The 15,092-nt window shown below is 58.3% G+C and carries 12 protein-coding genes and 3 tRNA genes; 6 read left to right on the plus strand and 9 right to left on the minus strand.

Annotated features, from left to right (window positions below):
• Positions 1–61: 61 nt before the first annotated feature.
• From BXA01_RS08650 to BXA01_RS08660, 3 genes are all read right to left on the minus strand, one after another.
• Entirely contained in the window at positions 62–1,303 is a 1,242-nt protein-coding gene (locus BXA01_RS08650; protein ID WP_172834031.1) for a glutamine synthetase family protein, read from the minus strand.
• A gap of 199 nt (positions 1,304–1,502) precedes the next feature.
• Entirely contained in the window at positions 1,503–2,195 is a 693-nt protein-coding gene (locus BXA01_RS08655; protein WP_076563863.1) for a sensor histidine kinase, read from the minus strand.
• Positions 2,192–3,796 carry a tetratricopeptide repeat-containing response regulator gene (locus BXA01_RS08660; RefSeq protein WP_016773603.1) on the minus strand — a complete coding sequence of 535 codons (1,605 nt, stop codon included), beginning with the start codon at positions 3,794–3,796 and terminating at the stop codon, positions 2,192–2,194. The genes BXA01_RS08655 and BXA01_RS08660 overlap by 4 nt, the downstream gene beginning before the upstream one ends.
• A gap of 217 nt (positions 3,797–4,013) precedes the next feature.
• Here BXA01_RS08660 and BXA01_RS08665 point away from each other — a divergent pair, with 217 nt between their 5' ends.
• A complete protein-coding gene (locus tag BXA01_RS08665; protein WP_076563864.1) occupies positions 4,014–5,366 on the plus strand; it encodes a lysozyme inhibitor LprI family protein in 1,353 nt (450 codons plus the stop codon).
• A gap of 184 nt (positions 5,367–5,550) precedes the next feature.
• Positions 5,551–9,687 carry a CheR family methyltransferase gene (locus BXA01_RS08670; protein WP_076563865.1) on the plus strand — a complete coding sequence of 1,379 codons (4,137 nt, stop codon included), beginning with the start codon at positions 5,551–5,553 and terminating at the stop codon, positions 9,685–9,687.
• Between the two features lie 75 nt (positions 9,688–9,762).
• Here BXA01_RS08670 and BXA01_RS08675 read toward each other — a convergent pair.
• A tRNA-Arg gene (locus BXA01_RS08675) sits at positions 9,763–9,839 on the minus strand.
• Positions 9,840–10,137: 298 nt separating this feature from the next.
• On the opposite strand from BXA01_RS08675, the gene BXA01_RS08680 reads away from it, so the two are divergent.
• Both BXA01_RS08680 and BXA01_RS08685 read left to right on the plus strand, forming a co-directional pair.
• Complete coding sequence (locus BXA01_RS08680) at positions 10,138–10,371, plus strand: hypothetical protein (RefSeq protein ID WP_056788077.1); 234 nt, start codon at positions 10,138–10,140, stop codon at positions 10,369–10,371.
• 20 nt (positions 10,372–10,391) lie between these two features.
• Positions 10,392–10,571 carry a PA3371 family protein gene (locus BXA01_RS08685; protein WP_016773599.1) on the plus strand — a complete coding sequence of 60 codons (180 nt, stop codon included), beginning with the start codon at positions 10,392–10,394 and terminating at the stop codon, positions 10,569–10,571.
• On the opposite strand, the gene phnN is transcribed toward BXA01_RS08685, so the two are convergent.
• Positions 10,546–11,115, minus strand: a complete 570-nt coding sequence (phnN, locus tag BXA01_RS08690) for a phosphonate metabolism protein/1,5-bisphosphokinase (PRPP-forming) PhnN (RefSeq protein WP_076563866.1) — start codon at positions 11,113–11,115, stop codon at positions 10,546–10,548. The two genes, BXA01_RS08685 and phnN, sit on opposite strands and share 26 nt — an antisense overlap.
• Positions 11,116–11,503: 388 nt before the next feature.
• Here phnN and BXA01_RS08695 point away from each other — a divergent pair, with 388 nt between their 5' ends.
• Positions 11,504–11,830 (plus strand): Arc family DNA-binding protein, encoded by a 327-nt coding sequence (locus BXA01_RS08695; protein ID WP_003178899.1) that lies wholly within the window; start codon positions 11,504–11,506, stop codon positions 11,828–11,830.
• 254 nt (positions 11,831–12,084) lie between these two features.
• Here the strand turns inward: BXA01_RS08695 and mgtE are convergent, their stop codons facing one another.
• Entirely contained in the window at positions 12,085–13,527 is a 1,443-nt protein-coding gene (mgtE, locus tag BXA01_RS08700) for a magnesium transporter (protein WP_016773597.1), read from the minus strand.
• 321 nt (positions 13,528–13,848) lie between these two features.
• On the opposite strand from mgtE, the gene BXA01_RS08705 reads away from it, so the two are divergent.
• Entirely contained in the window at positions 13,849–14,361 is a 513-nt protein-coding gene (locus BXA01_RS08705) for a cell envelope protein SmpA (protein WP_076563867.1), read from the plus strand.
• Positions 14,362–14,380: 19 nt separating this feature from the next.
• Here the strand turns inward: BXA01_RS08705 and BXA01_RS08710 are convergent.
• From BXA01_RS08710 to csrA, 3 genes are all read right to left on the minus strand, one after another.
• Positions 14,381–14,457: transfer RNA gene (locus BXA01_RS08710), tRNA-Arg, on the minus strand.
• A gap of 107 nt (positions 14,458–14,564) precedes the next feature.
• Positions 14,565–14,655: transfer RNA gene (locus tag BXA01_RS08715), tRNA-Ser, on the minus strand.
• Positions 14,656–14,717: 62 nt separating this feature from the next.
• On the minus strand, positions 14,718–14,906 hold the full coding sequence (gene csrA, locus BXA01_RS08720; RefSeq protein WP_002554426.1) for a carbon storage regulator CsrA: 189 nt from the start codon (positions 14,904–14,906) through the stop codon (positions 14,718–14,720).
• Positions 14,907–15,092 lie beyond the last annotated feature (186 nt).

The following is a 15,092-nucleotide window of genomic DNA, read 5'->3' on the forward strand; positions in this document are numbered from 1 at the left end:
CCGAGCGGCTCCTTGCAGTAAATACCGGGCTGTCAGAAGACACCCCGGTAGCAGCGATACGTCAGGCCTGGGCGGCCAGCACACGGCGCTCCCAGGGAGTGATTTCATCAAAGAAGCTGGTCAACTCCATGGTCTTCGAAGCGATGTAGCCTTCGATGAACTCCGACCCGAACAGTTCCCTCGCCAACTGGCTACGTTTCAGACGCTCCAGCGCGGCGTGCAAGGTACACGGCAAGGCCAGATTATCCGGCACGGCGAACTCACCCTGGATTGCCGCGCTCGGCTCCAGTTCCTGTTCGATGCCATGCAAACCCGCAGCCAGACTGGCGGCGATGGCCAGATAAGGGTTGGCGTCGGCGCCCGGCAAGCGGTTTTCGACCCGACGTGCGACCGGCGAGCTGGCGGGAATACGCAAGCCGGCGGCGCGATTGTCATGGGACCAGCAGGCATTGTTCGGCGACGCGTACGGATGACACAGGCGCTGATAGGAATTCACGTTGGGCGCAAACAGTGCGGTGAAATCGGCGAGGCCTGCCTGTTGCCCGCCGATGAAGTGGCGGAACATCGACGTCGGCTCGCCGTTCGAGTCAGTGAAGACATTCTTGCCGCTGCCGATCTCAACGATGCTCTGGTGAATATGCATCGAACTGCCCGGAGTGTGCGCCAGCGGTTTGGCCATGCACACCACGCTCAGGCCATGCTTGAGCGCGACCTCCTTGAGCAGGTGCTTGAACAGGAACGTCTGATCGGCCAGCAGCAGCGGATCGCCGTGCAGCAGATTGATCTCGAACTGGCTGACGCCCATTTCATGCATGAAGGTGTCGCGCGGCAGGCCCAGGGCGGCCATGCATTTATATACTTCGCTGAAGAACGGCCGCAGACCGTTGTTGGAACTGACGCTGAACGCCGACTGACCATCCTCGCGACGGCCGTCGAGGCCCACCGGCGGACGGAACGGCTGAGTCGGATCGGTGTTCGGTGCGAAGACAAAAAATTCCAGCTCGGTCGCCACCACCGGCGCCAGACCGTGCGCGGCGTAACGGGCGATGACCGCTTTGAGCTGACCACGGGTCGAGAGACTTGAGCTCCCCCCGCTCAGTTCGTCGGCGTCGCAAATCGCCATGGCGCGCGGCTCGTCGCTCCAGGGCAAACGGTGAATCTGCGCAGGATCGGCGACCAGCGCCAGATCGCCGTCATCGCTGCCGTAGAACCGCGCCGGCGGATAGCCGCCCATGATGCATTGCAGCAGCACACCCCGCGCCAACTGCAAACGCCGCCCCTCGAGGAAACCCTCGGCGGTCATCACCTTGCCCCGTGGCACACCGTTCAGATCCGGGGTGACACATTCAATCTCATCAATGCCGGTCAATCGCTGCGCGAGTGAACCCTGGCCATCGGTTGTCATGACGCAATCCTTGTTGTTGTGCGAGCCGCGAACGGCGACCCGGACAAAATAGGCTGCGGCTGTTCGGAATATCAAGCAGCGTCAAACAAAAAGCCTGTCACGGCAGGTAAAGGCTGAACACCCCACCGCCCAACGGCCCGCCATTGCTGATTTCGGTGCGCCCTTCCACGCCGTTGCGCTGATGCAGCGCCGCGATGCGATTGGCGAAATACAGACCGAGGCCAGTGCTGCCGCTGCTGTGATTGATGCCCTGCACATAATCGGCCTGACGCTCGAGCATCTCTGCTGGATAGCCGTCGCCGTCGTCGTTGATGCTCAACACCAGTTGCCCGGCTTCGTCGCTGACAGTAATCAGCAGCGACTCGCGGGCGTAACGGATCGCATTGTTGATGCAGTTGCCGAGCACCGAGGCGATCAGCTCGCGATCGAAGAAACCCAGCGGGCTCAACGGATCGACTTCATAGGTGGCGATGATGCCGCGACTGGCAAACACTTCCTGATGCGCGGCCAGTTGCGCCTCGATGAAATCGTCGAGTTCGTGATAGGCCGGCTGTAGCGGCAACTGGTTGACGCCGAGTTTGTACAGCCCGAGCAACTGCACCAGCATGCCGTTGAGGTGGGCGAACTCGAAGTCGATCACGCCCTGCTCCGAGCCGTCGCGCAGCTCTTTCGGCAGACGCGCCAGCCATTGGCTGTGCGCCTGCATCAGCATGGCCAGGGAGTTCTTCATGTCGTGAACGGTGGAGGCAATCACCGTGGAAAAATCCAGCGCCGGATCTATTGAGTTCATTCGCCAAACGCCTTGCTTTTCAGCTTCTGATAACGCGCAAAACGCGCGTCGGTGTCGGGCATCAGGCCAACCAGTTTCAGGCAGGCCCGACATTCTTCCAGCTCCGCCGACGGCACACTGGTGTCGGTTCCGTGCAGCAGCGACTGGGCCAGGTTCAGCGCAATACTGATGTTTTTCGGTTGCAACTTGAGCGCCTTGCGGAACACCTCGCGGGCCTCGACCAGATTGCCGGTCTTGTACACGCGCACGCCCTGGCGGTTGAGATCGGCCGCAGCGTTGCTCGAACTGAGAATGGTCGGATCGTCGGTGAGCTTGGCGATGTCTTTCATCACCGCTGGGTCGTCACCGTAGATCTCCGCGCAGCTCTTGAGCATCGAAGTGCCCGCCTCGGCCTGACCGAGCATCTGCAACTGCTTGGCCACCAGCAACGCCGCCTCGGGGCTCATGAACTGTTCCATGCCATCGAGGCGCATCAGTGCTTGTTCGGTGAGCTTGTCGGCGGTTTCAGCGTCGTTGAGCAGCAGGCTGGTGGCCTTCATCAGTCGCGCACGGATTTGCAGGCCGGGGTCGCTCGGGTTTTCTTTGGCCACGGCGCTGAGGGTGGTATTGATCTCCAGCCGCGTGCGCGTGTCGAGGCCGCGATCGCTGCCCTTGCTGATCAGCGCATGAGCCAGGCCGAGATTGCTTTCCGGGTCCTTGAAACGCGACTGCGCGCCCTGCGCCACGGCCTGACGATAAGCCCGCGAGGCGGTTTCGAAATCTTCGTTGGCCATCGCCAGTTTGCCGAGCAAAGCCTGACGGCGCACCGCCAATGGCGACAGTCGAATCGCTTCTTCGAGCACCCGCTGCGCGCCTTTGCTGTCGCCTTCGGCCACCAGCACATCGGCCATGCCGTCATACAGCGCCGGCATCATCGGGAACACTTTCAAGGCCTTTTCATAAACTTCTTTGGCCTGCGAGACCTGCCCGCGCTTGAACAATAATTTGCCCAATCCGGCGAAGGCCCACGGCAACGGCCGGTCGGCAATGATGCCGTCGTAGAGTCGCTCCAGCGCTTCGTTCTGATTCATGTCGCGCAGCGCATCGGCGCGGTAACGCAGGCACAGCGGCGAATAGCGGATGTCCTGTTTGCACAGGGCAATACAGGCATTGAGCACCTCGACCGGCTTACCGCGATCAAGGGCCTGCAGAATCGGTTTGAGCAACGTCTTGCGTTGCTCCAGACGCTCAAGGCGCTGGGCCAGCCCGGAACGGTTGAACGGCTTGGTCAGGTACGCATCCGGCTCATGCTCCAGCGCACTGAGCACCATCGCCTGACTGGTCTCGGCGGTGACCATGACGAAAACGGCTTCGTGGCTGATGAGCTTTTCCGACATCAGGTCTTCGAGCACCTGCTGGCCGTTCTTCTTGCCGTCGCCGAGATGGAAGTCCTGAAGAATGAAATCGTAGGACTTCTGCGAGCACATCTTCAGCGCCTGCTCGCCAGTGTCGGCAGTATCGACATCCTTGACGCCGAGCTCACGCAACATCGAACGCACGGAACTGCGGAAATCGGAAAAATCATCGACGATCAGAAAGCTTTTTTGGTGATACGACGACATCGAAGATTTCCAGGCAATTGAAGAAAACGAACCGAGGCGATTTCAGGCGCGCAGATGATAGCCGGAGGCCATGCGCCATCAAGCGATTTCGCTGGAGTCTGAACTCACCGTTCGGGTTATCGGCCAAAAATGCCCGGGCCTGAGGGTGGTGCTTCAAGAATGTTGCCTGGAGTATTACTCTGCGCGCCTGCTCAAGGATTTGCATAAGGACTGAATCGTGTACATCAAGGGACGCTACATCCTGTCAGCGTGTTTGCTTGTCTTTATCCAGCAAGCGACAGCGGCGGCGATGGATTGCAAAAAAGCGGCGAACGACGTGGAAAACATGATTTGCGCGAATAAACCGCTTTATGAGCTCGACGCGCAGATGGGCACGCTGTATCGCCAACTGATGACAACTGCCACAGCGGGGCAACCTGAACTCAAGCGCACCCAGCGCGCCTGGCTGAAAACCCGCAACGCCTGCGCGGACGATGTCGCTTGCCTGGATGGCAGCTACCGCCAGCGACTGCAGATATTAAAGGCACAGTGGACACAAGCCGTGGCGTGGCAGCCGGACACCGTGGATGTTCAAGCGATGAACGATCTGCAACAAAGCATTCGTGCCGAGAGCAAAAGCCACCCGGAATTTGCGCTGGAACATGCCTTGGCCGCACGGGCTTTCGAGTCTTCGCAGACATCGTTCGCGGGCGATCCAGTCGACAGCTACGGCGAGCAAACCAACTTCCCCAAGTCGCGTCCCAAAGGCGTGAGCGAGGACGAATGGAAAGCATTGAACGCGTCAAGCATCGACGGCGCCGCCGAGACCGGACGGTCTTCCTACGCACTGCTGGATCTGGACAATGATGGCCAGCGCGACCTTATCGTCGACACATACGCAGGCGGCACCGGCTTGTTCACCTACGTGGAAACCTGGCGCCGCAAGGGCGAGCGGTTCGTCAAGAGATCGGTCGAGCCGGAAAGCTCGCTGTTCTACACCAACGACCGTGGCGCTAATCAGGCAATCAGCTGGATCAAGCTTCACGACAGAATCTATGCCGCCTACCGAAACGGCGCCTACGGTGTCGACAATCTGTACCTGCTCAATCCGCTGAAGATCAACCGTCAGGTACCGACGGTGTCCGTGCGTTACGCTTACGCCCTGCAGGTGCCCACGACTCAACATAAAGAGGATGGCACCAGCACCTATGAGCTTGACGCGGATCTGCAAGGGGCACTCGAACACGCCATCACTCAGGTAATGAAAGTCGCATCGGAATCAACCGCTAACGCGCCCCTTTGCCCTATTCCTCCCACGGGTGCCGGAGGCGACGATTACTACAGCTACGGTCCAGGGCACTACACCATCGAAAAGATTGCCGATTTGCCGGTAATGATCGGCGGCGAATGCTACATCGGGGCGCTGATTGACTGGTTCGGCAGTTACAGCGAAAAGACGGGGTTATTCGCCCAACTGGCCGTGCGCAAGCCGGGCGTCGAGGCGAGCGGGACTACTTACGAAGTCTTCGGCCGTCGGCATGTAACCGAGGTCAGTGGGAGCCTTGGCAAAGTCGAAATCAACGACGACTGACCACCGATCATCACGCCGGAATATTAATCGGCACGGTTGCCAATCACCGGATGTCAAAAACACAGGCAGCACATTTGTCCTTCAAAAGTGCAGGCAGATCCGCAAATGAGGTTTATTCTGCTCAATTACCTGCGCCCCCGGACGTCCGCGATACGCTTGTACCGCCACAAAAAAGGCCGAAGTGATGACCTCGAAAACCCCTGCCTCGCCCTCTGCGCCCGAACGCAAGGACCTGACACCCAGCCACCTGAATTTCCCCGTGGTGGGCATCGGCGCCTCGGCGGGCGGCCTGCAAGCGATCAAGCTGTTTTTCGAGCATATGCCGAAGGACAGTGGCATGGCGTTCGTGATCATTCTGCACCTGTCGCCCGATCACCAGAGCATCGCCGACCAGATCATTCAGGAATCGACGCGCATGCCGGTGCTGCAAGTGACGCAGCCGGTGCCGATCGAAAAGAACTGCGTGTACGTGATTTCTCCGGCGCACTCGCTGACGATGAATGACGGCTACCTGCGCGTCAGCCCCGCTGGCTCACCGCAAGCGCGCCACACTGCCATCGACCTGTTCTTCCGCGATCTGGCCGATGTGCATCGCGAGCGGGCTTTTTGCCTGGTGCTTTCAGGCACCGGTTCCGATGGTGCGGTGGGCTTGTCGCGAATCAAGGAACAGGGTGGCGTGACGCTGGTACAAGTGCCGGAAGACGCCGAGTTCGACGGCATGCCGCGCGCCGCGATCGAGACGCGCATGGTCGATCTGATACTGCCAGTGGTCGAGATGCCGCAGAAACTGATGGAGCTGTGGCGCAACTCTCAGAACATCAAATTACCCAGCGCCAATGATCCCGACCTGAAAGCCTTGAAGCCTGCAAACGAACACGAAGCGTCGATCGCCGAACAACGCCTGCATGAAATCCTGTTGTACCTGCGCAGCAGCACCGGCCATGACTTCAAACACTACAAGCGCGCCACCGTGCTGCGCCGCATCGAGCGCCGCATGCAGGTCACCAGCCAGTCTGACCTCGGCGCCTATTACGACTACCTGCAAAATACCCCGGAAGAATCCAAGGCCCTGCTCGGCGACATGCTGATCGGCGTGACCAACTTCTTCCGTGACCGCGAAGCCTTCGAAGCCCTTGAGCGCGATGTGCTGCCGCAACTGGTGCAATCGGTTGCCGACTCGTCGGAAAAAGAAGAATTGCGCGTCTGGTCTGCCGGCTGCTCGACCGGCGAAGAAGCCTACAGCCTGGCGATCCTGCTCGATGATCAGATGCAGGTACAAAGCAGCAAGGCCAACCTGCAAGTGTTCGCCACCGATATCGACGAACGCGCGATCACCACTGGCCGCGCCGGCACCTATCCGCAAGCCATCGTCACCGACGTACCGCCAACACGCCTTCGGCATTATTTCGTCAAAGACGATGACCACTACCGGATCCGCAAGGAAATCCGCGAGAAAGTGCTGTTCGCCAAGCACAGCCTGTTGTCCGATCCGCCGTTCTCGCAGATCGACCTGATCGTTTGCCGCAATCTGCTGATTTACCTGGATCGCGAGGTGCAGCGGGAAATCCTGCAGATGTTCCACTTCGCCCTGCGACCGGGCGGTTTCCTGTTTCTCGGCACCTCGGAAAGCGCCGATGCCTGCCATGAACTGTTCGCGCCAGTGGACAAGCGCAACCGCATCTTCCGCGCCAAGACCGGTACCGCGAACAGCCGCCGCACCCCGACCATGCCGCGTGGCGGTTACATGCGCACCAGCGTTTCCCGACCGCCATCGAAAGCCATCGAGCCCGTCAAGCTGTCGTTTGCCGATATCCACCGCCGCGCCATAGAACGCTTCGCCCCGCCGAGCATTATCGTCGACACCAACGCCGATATCCTTCACATGAGCGAAGCCGCCGGGCGCTTCCTGCGGCATGTCGGCGGCGAGCTGTCACGCAACCTGCTGACGCTGATCCTGCCGGAACTGCGCCTGGAAATTCGCACGACGCTATTCCAGGTGCAGCAAAGCAACCTCACCGTGCGCTCGCGTGAAGTGCTGCTCAAGCGCGAGGAGCGCCAATACCGCATCACGCTGATTGCGCAGCCGTACAAGGACGACGACTTCGACAGCGAGTGCGTGCTGGTGACCTTCGATGAAACGGAGATCGACGCGCACGAGCAGGAGTTGACCACGGTGCTGCAGACTGAAAGCCAAGTGCTCTCCAACCTCGAACGTGAGCTGCAACGCACCAAATTGCATTTGCAGGACACCATCGAACAGTCGGAAATCTCCAGCGAAGAGCTCAAGGCTTCCAACGAGGAGATGCAGGCGATCAACGAAGAACTGCGCTCGGCCACCGAAGAGCTCGAGACCAGCAAGGAAGAGTTGCAGTCAATCAATGAAGAGCTGTTGACGGTCAACTACGAGCTGAAGACCAAAGTCGAAGAAACCGACAAGATCAACGATTATCTGACCAATCTGATCGCGTCTACCGACATTGCTACGGTGTTCGTCGATCGCAGCATGCGCATCAAATGGTTCACGCCGCGCGCCACCGACATCTTCAGCATGTTGCCGGTAGACACCGGCCGTTCACTGCTGGATATCACCCATCGCCTGAATTACCCGGCGATGACCGAGGACGCGGCGCAAGTGTTCGAATCGCTGAACATGATCGAACGCGAGGTCAACAGTACCGATAACCGCTGGTACATCGCCCGCTTGCTGCCTTATCGCTCCAGCGAAGACCACATCGACGGCACCGTGTTGACCTTCATCGACATCAGCAAACGCCGCGAAGCCGAGGAAGAGCTGCGCCTGGGCGAAGAACGCATGCGTCTGGTCGCTGAGAGTACGCGTGATTACGCGATTATCATCCTCGATGAAATGGGTGCGATCACCAGTTGGAACAAAGGCGCTGAACTGATCTTTGGCCACAGCAAAAACGAGGCCGAAGGTCAGTACTACGATTTCATCTTCACAGCCGAAGACCGTGCTGCCGGCATGGCTGAAAGTGAATTATCCACCGCCCGCCAGCACGGCCGCTCTGAGGATGAGCGCTGGCATGTGCGCAAGGATGGCAGCCGTTTCTTCTGCAGCGGCGAGGTCACCTTGCTCAGCGGCGATCGCTTGCAAGGCTATGTGAAAATCGCCCGCGACCTGACCGGGCACAAGCGCCAGCAGGATGAACAGAGCAAGGAACTGGCGCAGACGCGCAATACGGTGTCCCTGCGTGATGAGTTCTTCGCGGTCATGTCCCACGAACTCAAGCACCCGCTCAACCTGATCCAGCTCAACGCCGAACTGTTGCGCCGTTTGCCAATGATCCGCACCGCCGGACCGGCGACCAAAGCGGTCAATACCATCTGCGATGCCGTCAACAGCCAGGCGCGGATCATCGACGACTTGCTCGACGTGGCTCGCGTACGCACCGGCAAGCTCAAGCTGCAACTGGCCCGCGTCGACCTGAGCGCTGTGCTGCGTGACATCCACACGGTCGTGCTGAATGAACAGCATGCAACGCACATCGACCTGCAACTGCCCGAAGAGTCGCTGTTCATCCATGCCGATCCGACCCGCGTCGAACAGATCATCTGGAATCTGGTGAACAACGCGCTGAAATTCACCCCGCCGACCGGACGCATCGAATTGATTGCCAGCAGAAGCGGGCAAATGGCTCAACTCAACGTCAGGGACAATGGCGTCGGTATCGCAGCGGAAAATCTCGAACACGTGTTCGACCTGTTCGGCCAGGCGGAAAAGCAGCACACCAATCATCAACGCGAAGGACTGGGCATTGGCTTGTCGCTGGTACGGCAACTGACCGAGGCGCAACACGGCACAGTACGGGTCGCCTCACCGGGCCTGGGCGCCGGGTGCACGTTCACCGTATGCCTGCCGCTGGCGACCGAAACCGTAGAAACCGCGGAGCAGCCCTCGGCAGAACCGGAGTCGGGCAAGCTGGCGGGCTTGAGCATCCTGCTGGTCGACGACTCGCCGGAAGTGCTGGAGACCTTGAAAATGCTCCTGGAAATGGAAGATGCCGAAGTGACGGCCTTCGACCATCCCGTGGCAGCGCTGAAAGACGCTGAGACCACGCGCTACGATCTGATCATCTCCGACCTCGGCATGCCGGTCATGACCGGCTATGAACTGATGGCTGCCCTGCGCAAGCTGCCGCTGGCGAAAGACGTACCGGCGATCGCCCTCACCGGTTATGGCACTCAGAGCGACATGCAGAAGTCCCGTGAAGCCGGGTTCGATCAGCATCTGGGTAAACCGGTGGCGTACGACGACCTGATTGAAACCATCGAGGCGTTGCGCCGCTCGGAGTTGCTGTAAAGCTCGCCAGCGCTCCAACGCAAAAAGCCCCGCCGCACGAGTAAGTGCGACGGGGCTTTTTGTTTTTTGAAGAGGTGGTGTCCCAGGCGGGGTTCGAACCTGCAACCTTCCCCTTAGGAGGGGGATGCTCTATCCAATTGAGCTACTGAGACACTGATCGACGCGGCCTGTACACGGTGCGACAGACGGCGTGCATGTTAACGGCCAGCCTCTGTTTTGTCATGTCGTCCGTAGGGCTTTTTAAGTGTAGGCAAGCGCCCTGGAAGATTGCGGGAACTTTTACCGGGCAAATTGCACTGCGCGGAAATGCGGTCATTGCAGATTGCAATCAGCGTCGCCGGAAAAAACATACCAAACCCTTGTTTTTAAAGGACTTATCAGCCGTTACACTGTTGGCACGGCGGCTGCTATGCCTGTTCTATCAAAAAGAACAACTTGGAGCGTCGTGCCATGAACAGCACCCTCTTGCTTGCAAACGCAGCGGCATTGGCTTTCTTGCTCGGATCGCATTTTTTTCCCAAGGCGGACATCGAGCAGCCAGTGGCGCAGCGCATGCCGCATTACCTGCAGGTGCAGAAAGCGCCGCAGTGGGCGGTGTTGAGTGATCGCAGCGATGCCTCTACGCAAATGGTCAGCGAGCCTGAGCTAGCCTCGGCGCCAACCACCGAACGTCTGGTTTTTTGAAATATCTTCAGGAGTACAACATGTCCAAATCAGCGACAGGATTTCTGATCCTCGCTTTACTGAGTGGCGTTACCCATCTGGCGCTGTTCGAGGAGACGGAAGTCACCTTGCCTCTGGTTGGCTGTGGCGTGTTTGCGGTGCTGTTTGTGCTGGCGCTGATTGCAGGGCGCAAGATCAAGTTCGATCCGGTTCTGCGTTGAGCCGAATCAATTCCAATAACGAAGAGACAGCTACAGCAAGGTCAGCAGAATTGTCGATCTGATGAACGGGGTTGTCGCTGGATCTTCGGTCTTTGAACAGTGCGTTACGCGCGAGTCTGGCGTCGATTTGCTCAGGGGTTTCCCGGCCACGCTTGAGCAAGCGCTTACGCAGGACCTCATCGTTGACCGTCAGCAGAACCGGCACCAGCGTTGGATATTTCTCCATTGCTTGACGCAGGTTCGCTCTCGACCCGTTAACCAGTACGTGCCGGCCCGCTTGCAACCATTCATCCATTTCCCTTGGAATGCCGTAAGAGAGACCGTTGGCTTGCCAGGCCAAGGAAAAAGCGCCAGCGTGCTGTCGCCGGTCGAATTCTTCAGGCGTCACGCCGATTGCATCTTCGCCGACTGACTCCGCTGATCGGGTAATCACCCGGCGCATCACTTCACAGTTCAACTCACGCAATGGCTCACGCGCTGCTTCGATCAGGCTGTCCTTGCCCGAACCGGACGGCCCCATCAGGTAAAAAAGCTTGCCATCCATCCCGAAAACGCCCTCCGACGGGTCCTGCCTCTAGTAAATCGGCAAATTGCCACTATCCTGTACACATAGGGATCAAGAATAGCGAGCCGCATAGCATGCACGTTCTGAGGTCTTCGGACATCAACAGATGTGCATGCGAAAGCGGGCAGCGATACGGGAGGATGGAAAGTTTTCCAACCAGTCCGCATTTCTGACAACTGGTGCTGGCATTACGCCTTTACCCGGCTCAATATTTGTCACAGAATTGACGCCAATGATCTGGCAATTTTGAGGCATGATGCCGGCCTCTTAACAATTCAGGTTGAACCAATTGGTCCGGATGCTTGTCCTACCACACATCCTGCGGCCAATCCCGAGAACCGCTCCCCTGAACTAACCGGTTAAATATATGCGCCCATTGAAACAGGCAATTTATTCCAGCCGTACGGCTGACAAGTTTGTCGTACGTCTGCCAGACGGAATGCGTGAACGCATTGCCGAGGTGGCTCGCAATCATCATCGCAGCATGAACTCCGAGATCATTGCGCGCCTTGAGCAGAGTCTTATTCAGGAAGGCGCACTGGGCGAAGAGCTGAGCATGCGCCTGGACAGCCCGGAGCTGTCGCTGCACGAGCGCGAGCTGTTGCAACGCTTCCGTCAGCTGTCGCACCGTCAGCAGAACGCCCTGGTGTCGCTGATCGCACACGACGCAGAAATGGCCGCAGACGCGTCCTGAGTTATACCGAACATATTGAAGCCAGCATGATTGCTGGCTTTTTTTTGCCCGCAATATGACAGATGGCCGCTTGGCAATTGAGTGTGGCGAGGGGATTTATCCCCGCTGGGCTGCATGGCAGCCCCAAAAAAATGGGACTGCTGCGCAGTCCAGCGGGGATAAATCCCCTCGCCACCGTTCTTGTACTTGCGCCCGTATTTGTTTGGCAGGCACAAAAAAGCCCGTCAATTTGACGGGCTTTTCATTGCACAAGATCAGAGCAGGAAGATTGTCGCCAGGCCGAGGAAGATGAAGAAGCCACCGCTGTCGGTCATAGCGGTGATCATCACACTGGCACCCATCGCCGGATCGCGGCCCATCTTGGCCAGCGTCATCGGGATCAACACGCCCATCAACGCCGCCAGCAACAGGTTGAGTGTCATCGCCGCCGTCATGACCACGCCGAGTGACCAACTGCCGTAGAGCATGTACGCGACCACACCGATCACCCCGCCCCAGACCAGACCGTTGATCAAACCGACCGCCAGCTCTTTGCGCATCAAGCGCGAAGTGTTGCCGGTGCTGACCTGATCCAGCGCCATGGCGCGCACGATCATGGTGATGGTCTGGTTACCGGAGTTGCCACCGATACCCGCCACGATCGGCATCAGCGCCGCCAGTGCCACGAGCTTCTCGATCGAACCTTCGAACAGACCGATCACCCGCGATGCGACAAATGCAGTGATCAGGTTCACCGCCAGCCACGCCCAACGGTTACGCAGGGATTTCCACACCGAAGCGAAGATATCTTCCTCTTCGCGCAGACCGGCCATGTTGAGGACTTCGCTTTCGCTTTCCTCACGGATCAGGTCGACCATTTCATCGATGGTCAGACGGCCGATCAGCTTGCCGTTCTTGTCGACCACCGGCGCCGAGATCAAGTCGTAACGCTCGAACGCCTGAGCGGCGTCGTAGGCATCTTCGTCCGGGTGGAAGCTCACCGGATCGCTGGCCATCACTTCCGCGACCTGCTTCTCCGGATCGTTGACCAGCAGGCGCTTGATCGGCAGCACGCCCTTGAGCACGCCGTCGTAATCGACCACGAACAGTTTGTCGGTGTGACCGGGCAGCTCTTTGAGGCGACGCAGGTAACGCAGAACCACTTCAAGGCTGACGTCCTCACGGATCGTCACCATCTCGAAGTCCATCAGCGCACCGACCTGATCCTCGTCATAGGACAGGGCCGAGCGCACGCGTTCGCGCTGCTGGTTATCCAGACTCTCCATCAGCTCATGGACAACGTCGCGCGGCAGCTCGGAGGCCAGGTCAGCGAGTTCGTCGGCGTCCATGTCCTTGGCCGCAGCCAGGAGCTCGTGATCATCCATGTCGGCGATCAGCGTTTCACGGACGGAATCGGATACTTCGAGAAGAATGTCGCCGTCGCGGTCGGCCTTGACCAGTTGCCAGAGCGTCAGACGATCGTCCAGCGGCAAGGCTTCAAGAATGTAGGCGACGTCGGCGGAGTGCAGATCATCGAGCTTGCGTTGCAGCTCGACAAGGTTTTGCCGGTGAACCAGGTTTTCCACGCGGTCGTGGTGCGGACCTTCCTGGCGATGAGTCAGGTCTTCAACGACACGTTGGCGCTGCAGCAACTCGACGACCTGAGCCAGGCGGTCCTGCAGGCTTTCCTGTGTTTTCTTTACTTCGATTTCGGACATAGGCGAACTCCACTCCCAGCAGCGGGGCACGCCGGAAGGATCAATCAGTCAATTCATGATTGGTGAAACGGTTTACTGAACAACTACTGGGTAAGTCCATGGAGGTTTTCCATAAGCCCCGGCGGGGCTGACGGGCGCAATGATACACGCCTGACGGTTTAAAACGTTGAAAAAATCACGGCTGAAACAAGCGCTTGCGAAACAAACCTGAGCGCCTGCCTGACCCGTGCAAATGCGACGACTCATCTTGAAAAGAAAACACACCGGCAATGCAAAAAGCAGCGACTACCCTTGAGCTTAGATCGTCATGGAGGACATCGAATGCCAGTAAAACCAGCGCTTTTTCTACTGACCGCCCTGCTCCACTTCACGCCTGCCAACGCCACCACACTTCATCGTTGCCAGGCCGCTGACGGCGCCGTCACGTTTACGTCGATGAGCTGCGCAACTGGCGAGCAACTCTCAATTCAAGAGGTCCACCCGTATTCCCCTGGCTGGGTCGCAATCATGCCGGAGTTCAATCACGAAGCCGCGACCGGCATGAAAGACAGCGGACGCGAACCGGGCATCGTCGGAGGCACTGAACATAAATGTGGAAACCTGATCGACAACAGACAGCGGCGCGAAGCGATCATCAACCGCCGAGTGATTGCCGGCATGAGTCAGCGAGACGTCGAAAGCGCGCTGGGCAAACCGGACAAGATCAACACGCGCACATCGACAACGAGCTATCGTTACGACCTCAAGCGAGGCCGCAGTGCTCAAATTGATTTTGATGAAAGAGGCTGTGTGAAGGGAAAAGCCAAATCCCGGACAGCAAAAAGCCCGCGTTAAACGCGGGCTTCTTGGTATATGGTGCACTCGACAGGATTCGAACCTGTGACCGCTCGGTTCGTAGCCGAGTACTCTATCCAGCTGAGCTACGAGTGCATTTGTTGCCGCGCATTATAGGCCGTCTAATCTCTATGTCAAACACTTTTTCTAGTAATTTCAACAACTTACAGAAGAAGCCAGATTACGACGTACTAAGCAAATAATGGCGGAGAACGGGGGATTCGAACCCCCGACACCCTTTTGAGGTGTACTCCCTTAGCAGGGGAGCGCCTTCGGCCACTCGGCCAGCTCTCCGCAACACGGGGCGTATATTAACCAGCTTCTTCCCCGTTTGCAAACATAAAAATCGATAAAAATTAATGGCTTGGTTCTTCGTCCTTCTCTTTCTTTATACGCAGGTAAATTTCCTCACGGTGCACCGCAACCTCTTTCGGAGCGTTGACGCCGATACGCACCTGGTTTCCTTTGACGCCGAGCACGGTCACGGTGATTTCGCCGTCACCGATAATCAGGCTTTCCGCGCACCGACGAGTCAGAATCAGCATACCTTTCTCCTTACGCCATTCATTTCAGGGACAACAGTCTGCAAAAAAAAGGCACCCGACCTACAACCGCAGCGATCGTAGCCCTACATGCCTGAGTATTGACCAGCGCGAGCAAAAGAACAGTTCCGGGGCTCGCGCCATTCAAAAATAAAGGGCGCGGTCAGACCGCGCCCTTCACGGAAGTGG

Source organism: Pseudomonas sp. B10 (genome assembly GCF_900156235.1).
Lineage (GTDB): Bacteria > Pseudomonadota > Gammaproteobacteria > Pseudomonadales > Pseudomonadaceae > Aquipseudomonas > Aquipseudomonas siliginis.

Coding starts and splice junctions, on each gene's coding strand:
- BXA01_RS08650 (WP_172834031.1), bottom strand. CDS start 1,303: ATGACCGCCGAGGGTTTCCTCGAGGGGCGGCGTTTGCAGTTGGCGCGG.
- BXA01_RS08655 (WP_076563863.1), bottom strand. CDS start 2,195: ATGAACTCAATAGATCCGGCGCTGGATTTTTCCACGGTGATTGCCTCC.
- BXA01_RS08660 (WP_016773603.1), bottom strand. CDS start 3,796: ATGTCGTCGTATCACCAAAAAAGCTTTCTGATCGTCGATGATTTTTCC.
- BXA01_RS08670 (WP_076563865.1), top strand. CDS start 5,551: ATGACCTCGAAAACCCCTGCCTCGCCCTCTGCGCCCGAACGCAAGGAC.
- BXA01_RS08680 (WP_056788077.1), top strand. CDS start 10,138: ATGAACAGCACCCTCTTGCTTGCAAACGCAGCGGCATTGGCTTTCTTG.
- BXA01_RS08685 (WP_016773599.1), top strand. CDS start 10,392: ATGTCCAAATCAGCGACAGGATTTCTGATCCTCGCTTTACTGAGTGGC.
- phnN (WP_076563866.1), bottom strand. CDS start 11,115: ATGGATGGCAAGCTTTTTTACCTGATGGGGCCGTCCGGTTCGGGCAAG.
- BXA01_RS08695 (WP_003178899.1), top strand. CDS start 11,504: ATGCGCCCATTGAAACAGGCAATTTATTCCAGCCGTACGGCTGACAAG.
- mgtE (WP_016773597.1), bottom strand. CDS start 13,527: ATGTCCGAAATCGAAGTAAAGAAAACACAGGAAAGCCTGCAGGACCGC.
- BXA01_RS08705 (WP_076563867.1), top strand. CDS start 13,849: ATGCCAGTAAAACCAGCGCTTTTTCTACTGACCGCCCTGCTCCACTTC.
- csrA (WP_002554426.1), bottom strand. CDS start 14,906: ATGCTGATTCTGACTCGTCGGTGCGCGGAAAGCCTGATTATCGGTGAC.